General features: G+C 74.0%; 3 protein-coding genes. 1 reads left to right on the plus strand and 2 read right to left on the minus strand.

The annotated features are described in order from the left end of the window. Positions 1–74 precede the first annotated feature (74 nt). Complete coding sequence (locus AB0G02_RS22070; protein ID WP_360797338.1) at positions 75–1,475, minus strand: carbohydrate-binding protein; 1,401 nt, start codon at positions 1,473–1,475, stop codon at positions 75–77. A gap of 115 nt (positions 1,476–1,590) precedes the next feature. Next, positions 1,591–3,264, minus strand: coding sequence for a bifunctional 3'-5' exonuclease/DNA polymerase (locus AB0G02_RS22075; RefSeq protein ID WP_360797340.1), 1,674 nt, complete (start codon positions 3,262–3,264; stop codon positions 1,591–1,593). A 142-nt stretch (positions 3,265–3,406) separates the two neighbouring features. Between AB0G02_RS22075 and AB0G02_RS22080 the strand changes: the two genes are divergently transcribed. Next, positions 3,407–4,717, plus strand: coding sequence for a hypothetical protein (locus AB0G02_RS22080; RefSeq protein WP_360797342.1), 1,311 nt, complete (start codon positions 3,407–3,409; stop codon positions 4,715–4,717). Positions 4,718–4,800 lie beyond the last annotated feature (83 nt).

The following is a 4,800-nucleotide window of genomic DNA, read 5'->3' on the forward strand; positions in this document are numbered from 1 at the left end:
GGTCCCTGCAACACACGCTCTTGGTTTGTGGGGGCCCGCGCGGCCCCGGGCCGCCGGCGCCCCGCCACGAGTCCTCACGTGCCGAAGCGGACCCAGTTCACGCTCACGTACGGCGCGGGCTGGCCGCTGGTGAACGTGACGTAGACGTCGTGCGTGCCGGTGACCCCGGAGATGTTCGCGGGCACCGTCCGCCAGCTCTGCCACCCGCCGGTGTTGGCGATGGCGAAGCTGCCGACAGGCGTCGCGGTCGGGCTGTCCAGCCGCACCTCGACCAGGCCGCTCACCCCGCCGGACGCGCCGGACGCGGCTCGGGCGACGAACTGCGTGGCGGTGCGGGAGCCGAACCGGACGCCGGAGAACCGCAGCGAGTTGCCGTTGCCCAGCTGCGCCACCGCCTGACCGCCGTCGGCCGACTCGATCGTGCCCCCGGACCGGGACGTGGCCTGCTCGGCCTGGATGTCGGAGAACGCGTCCCACCCGCTGCCGCCGGGCTGGCTCGTGGTCGTGGTCGTGGTGGTCGGCTGGGTGCCGCCACCGGTCGACCACACCGCGACGTAGTCCACGACCAGCGAGTGGCCGGACGCGGTGGCCGCCGTGGGCGTGCCGGAGCCCGCGACGCCGTTGGGGAACGCGCCGCCCATGGCCAGGTTCAGCAGCAGGAAGTAGCCCGCGTGGCCGGTCATGTTGTTCCACGTGGTCGCGTCGAGCTGGTTCTGGGTGACGCTGTGGAACTGCTGCCCGTCCACGTACCAGCGCAACGCCTTGGGCGAGGAGCTCTCGTCCCACTCGAAGCGGTAGGTGTGGAACGCCGACTGGCACGACGAGCCGGGGCACGCGCGGCTCGCGCCGAGGCCGTTCGTCTCGTTGCACGGCCCGCCGGGGTTCACGCCGCAGTGCAGCACGCCCCACACGGAGTTGATGCCGTTGACGTTCTCCATGATGTCGAACTCACCGATGGCGGGCCAGTTCCAGTAGTTGCCGCGGTAGGGGCTGCCGAGCGCCCAGAACGCGGGCCAGTAGCCGAGCGCGGCCTGGCCGGTGACGTTCGGCATCTGGATGCGGCCCTCGATGGCGAGCTTGCCGCCCGACGGGGGCTTGAAGTTCGACCGCTGGGTCTCGACGCGGCCCGACGTCCAGTTGCCCGAGCCGTCGCGCAGCGCGGTGATGCGCAGGTTGCCCGAGCCGTCCAGCTTGATGTTGTTCGTGCTGCTGGTGTAGTCCTGGATCTCGCCGGTGCCCCAGTTGCCCGGGCCGCCCGGGTAGCCGTGGCCGGTGTCGATGATCCAGTTCGAGGACGACGGCAGCGAGTTGGCGGCCCCGTTGAAGTCGTCGCTCCACTGCAACGTCCAGCCCGACGGGGTGGTCGGCACCGAGGCGTCGGCGGACAGGGTCGCGACGACGGCGAGCGGCACGGCGGTGATGAGGGCGGCGGCGGTCGCGAGCACGCGTCGTCGTCGGCTCCGGCTGAACTCCATGAGCGGTGACCTCCTTGTCACTGTTCCCACACGTTCGGCGCGACAACAAAATCGCCTGCGCTCATGAGAGCGCTCTCACGATGATCGATCAAGGGGCCGAACGGCGCAAAAGCCGCTACTTGGCGTCGGCGTAGGAGTCCACCGGCACCGCTTTGAGCGGGAACCGGACCGGGGTCGCGCCGAACACCAGCCGGGACGCCTCGCCGCCCGCCGCCGTCACCTCCCGGCACACGACCTCGGCCAGCTCCTCCGGGCAGTGCACGAGCACCTCGTCGTGCTGGAAGAACACCAGGTGCGCGCCGCGGGCCGACTGGTGCAACCGCCGCCGCAGCACGCCGAGCAGCGCCGCCGTCCAGTCCGCCGCGCTGGCCTGCACCACGAAGTTGCGGGTGAACCGGCCCCAGTCCCGCGCCGCCCGCCGGGACCGGCGCAACGCGTCCTCGCCGTCGTCGGTGTCGCCGGTCGCGGCGTGCCACGCCTCCGACGGCGGCGGGCTGGTGCGGCCCAGCCTGGAGCGGACCATGCGCCCCTGCTCACCCGCCACGGCGGCGGCCTCCACGTACCCGACGGCCTCGGGGAACCGGCGGCGCAGCACCGCCATCGCCGGACCGGCGTCACCGCCCGTGCCGCCGTACATCGCGGATAGCATCGCGAGCTTCGCCTTGCCCCGGTCGCCGTCGAACGCCTCCGCGGCCAACGTCGTGTAGAGGTCGTCGTCGGAGGACACCGCGGTGAACCGGTGGTCGTTCGACAACGCCGCCAGCACCCTCGGCTCCAGCTGCGCCGCGTCCGCCGCCACGAGCTTCCACCCCGGGTCGGCGCGCACCGCCGTGCGCAGCGTCCGGGGGATCTGCAACGCCGCACCGCCCCGCGTCGCCCACCGCCCGGACACCACGCCGCCGACCACGTAGTCCGGCCGGAACCGACCGTCCGCGACCCAGGTGTCCAACCACGACCAGCCGTGCGCCACCCACAGCCGGGCCAGTTCCTTGTACTCCAGCAGCGGCTCCACCGCCGGGTGGTCCACGCGCTTGAGCACCCAGGCGCGCGCCGACGGGATGTCGATGCCCTCGCGGGCGAACGCGCGCACGATGCCCGGCGGGTGGTCCGGGTTGACCTGCTTGCCGCCGAACGCCGCCGTGATCCGGTCGGCCAGCTCGGCCAGCCTGACCGGCCGAGCCCCGCCGGGCGGACGCGGTCCGAGGGTGTCCACCAGCAGCTTCTCGTGCACGTCCGCGCGCCACGGCAGGCCGAAGTGCGTCATCTCGGCGGCGGCCAGCGCGCTGGCGGACTCGGCCGCGAACAGCAGCCGCAGCCCGTCGGCGTGCGGGAGCGTGGCGACCAGCCGCTGCTGCTCGGCGTGCACCGCGACCACCGCGTCGAGCGGGTCGGCGTCACCGGGCAACCGCTGCTGCTCGGGCTCGAACAGGGTCGGCTGGGTGTCCCGCTTGCGCGGTCCCTGGTCGTCCGGCACGGGCAGGCCGCGCAGCCGGGCCACGGCAGCACCGAGGCCGCGCGGCTCGGCGTGCCGACCCCGGTAGGCCAGCAGCAGGTACTCGACGTGCGCGAGGTCCTGGCACCGCTCCACCCGCACCCCGCGCGCCAACAGGTCGGGGTAGACCTCCGCCGTCTCCGCCCACAGCCACCGGGGCCGGTGGCGGCCCTCCAGTTCGGACACCGCCGCCGCCAGGTCCGACGTCCGCACCGCGGACCTCTCGGGCACGCCGGCGTCGGAGAGCACGCGGAACCGACCCGCGTTCTCCCCTTCCGACACCAGCGCGACGAGCATGCCTCTGATTGTGGACTGGAGGACCGACAGTGTTCGATGGCCGCTGCTCCGCAGACGGCGGCGAGGGCGACGCGACCTCGCGAGGGGGCGGGTCGGGGCTACTCACCCGATCGTGAATCGGGGCCGGGAGCAGGATGGGGCGGTGGACCGCACCCTGTCGCCCGGTGAGCTGCTGGACCCGCGGTACGAGGTGGTGCCGTTCCACGGGCGCACGGACGAGCTGGCCGACCTGGCGCGGTGGCGGGACGGTGACGAGGCGTTGTCCGCGATGCTCCTGCACGGTCCGGCCGGTGTCGGCAAGACCAGGCTGGCGCGGCACTTCGCGGAGGGCTCGGACGTCCTCGTCGTGGACGACGCCGACCTGGTCGCGCGGCTCGACCTGCGGCAACCCCGGATCCTGCTGGTCGCCCGGACGGCGGGCTGGTGGTGGTCGGCGCTGCGCCAGCGCGCCGCGCGCCTCGGCTACCGCACGGACGACCTCGCCGTCACCCCGTGCCCGGACGAGCACGGGACGTCCTTCGCCACCGCCTGCGCCCACTTCGCCTACGCCCTGGGCCTCCCGCTCCCGACCACCGCCGCGCCGGACGTGGCGACCGTGCACGAGCTGCACCTGGCCGCCCTGGCCGAGGTGTGCGGCACACCCGCCCACTGGCTGGTCGCCACCGACCCGGTGCCCGGCCGGCTCGCGGAGGACGTGCTGGCCGCCGCGCTGCTGGACGACCGGATCACGCCCGACCGCTCCCCGGAGGCCCTGGAGACGCTGCTCCGCGCCGCCGCCGCACGCGTGCCGCACGTACGCCGCCGCGCCGAGGAGCTGTTCACCGCCCACCCGGAGCTCGCGGACGTCGCGACCGGCGCCGCGCTGAGGATCCTCGCGGAGTGGCCCGGACCGGCGGCGGCCGTCGCCCGACGGGTGTTCGACGACCCGCGCTTCCACGGCGACCCGCTGCCGGCGATCCTCACCCGGACCCTCGCGCGGCAGGCCACCGGCCGGCTCGAACGAGCCGAGCTGCACGGCCTCCTGGCCGCCCGCGCGGCCCTGGCGTCGCTGCACGAGGAGGCCCTGTCCGCGTCACGCCGGGAGGTCGCCCTGTACCGGGAGCTGGCCGAGGAGGACCCGACCGAGCACCGCCCCGCGCTCGCGGACGCCCTGGCCGACCTCGGCCTGCGGTACGTCGCGGTGGACCGGCCGGCGGACGCCCTGGCCGCGTCCGAGGAAGCCGTGGCGCTGTGCCGGGTCGTCGCCGCCGAGGACCGCGACTGCACGTCGCAGCTCGCCCGCGCGCTCGACCAGCTGAGCCGCCGCTACGCCGCGCTCGGCCGCCGCGACGAGGCGTTGGCCGCGATAGAGGAGGCCACCGACCTCTACCGCGACCTGGCCGAGGCCCAGCCGAAGCTGTTCCGGGTGGACCTGGCGAACGTCACGCACCAGCGGATCGGGCTAGACGAGTAATGCGTAAGACGGGGTGAGGTCCGGAGACGGACGAAGGGTGTTCAAGATCCGTTTGTGACGACAGACCTGAACACCCTTCTCAC

It is taken from the genome of Actinosynnema sp. NPDC023658, from assembly GCF_040639995.1.
Taxonomy (GTDB): domain Bacteria; phylum Actinomycetota; class Actinomycetes; order Mycobacteriales; family Pseudonocardiaceae; genus Actinosynnema.

What these genes read in the sequence shown, in the direction of transcription:
- AB0G02_RS22075 (WP_360797340.1), bottom strand. Translation starts at nt 3,264, where the DNA reads ATGCTCGTCGCGCTGGTGTCGGAAGGGGAGAACGCGGGTCGGTTCCGC.
- AB0G02_RS22070 (WP_360797338.1), bottom strand. Translation starts at nt 1,475, where the DNA reads ATGGAGTTCAGCCGGAGCCGACGACGACGCGTGCTCGCGACCGCCGCC.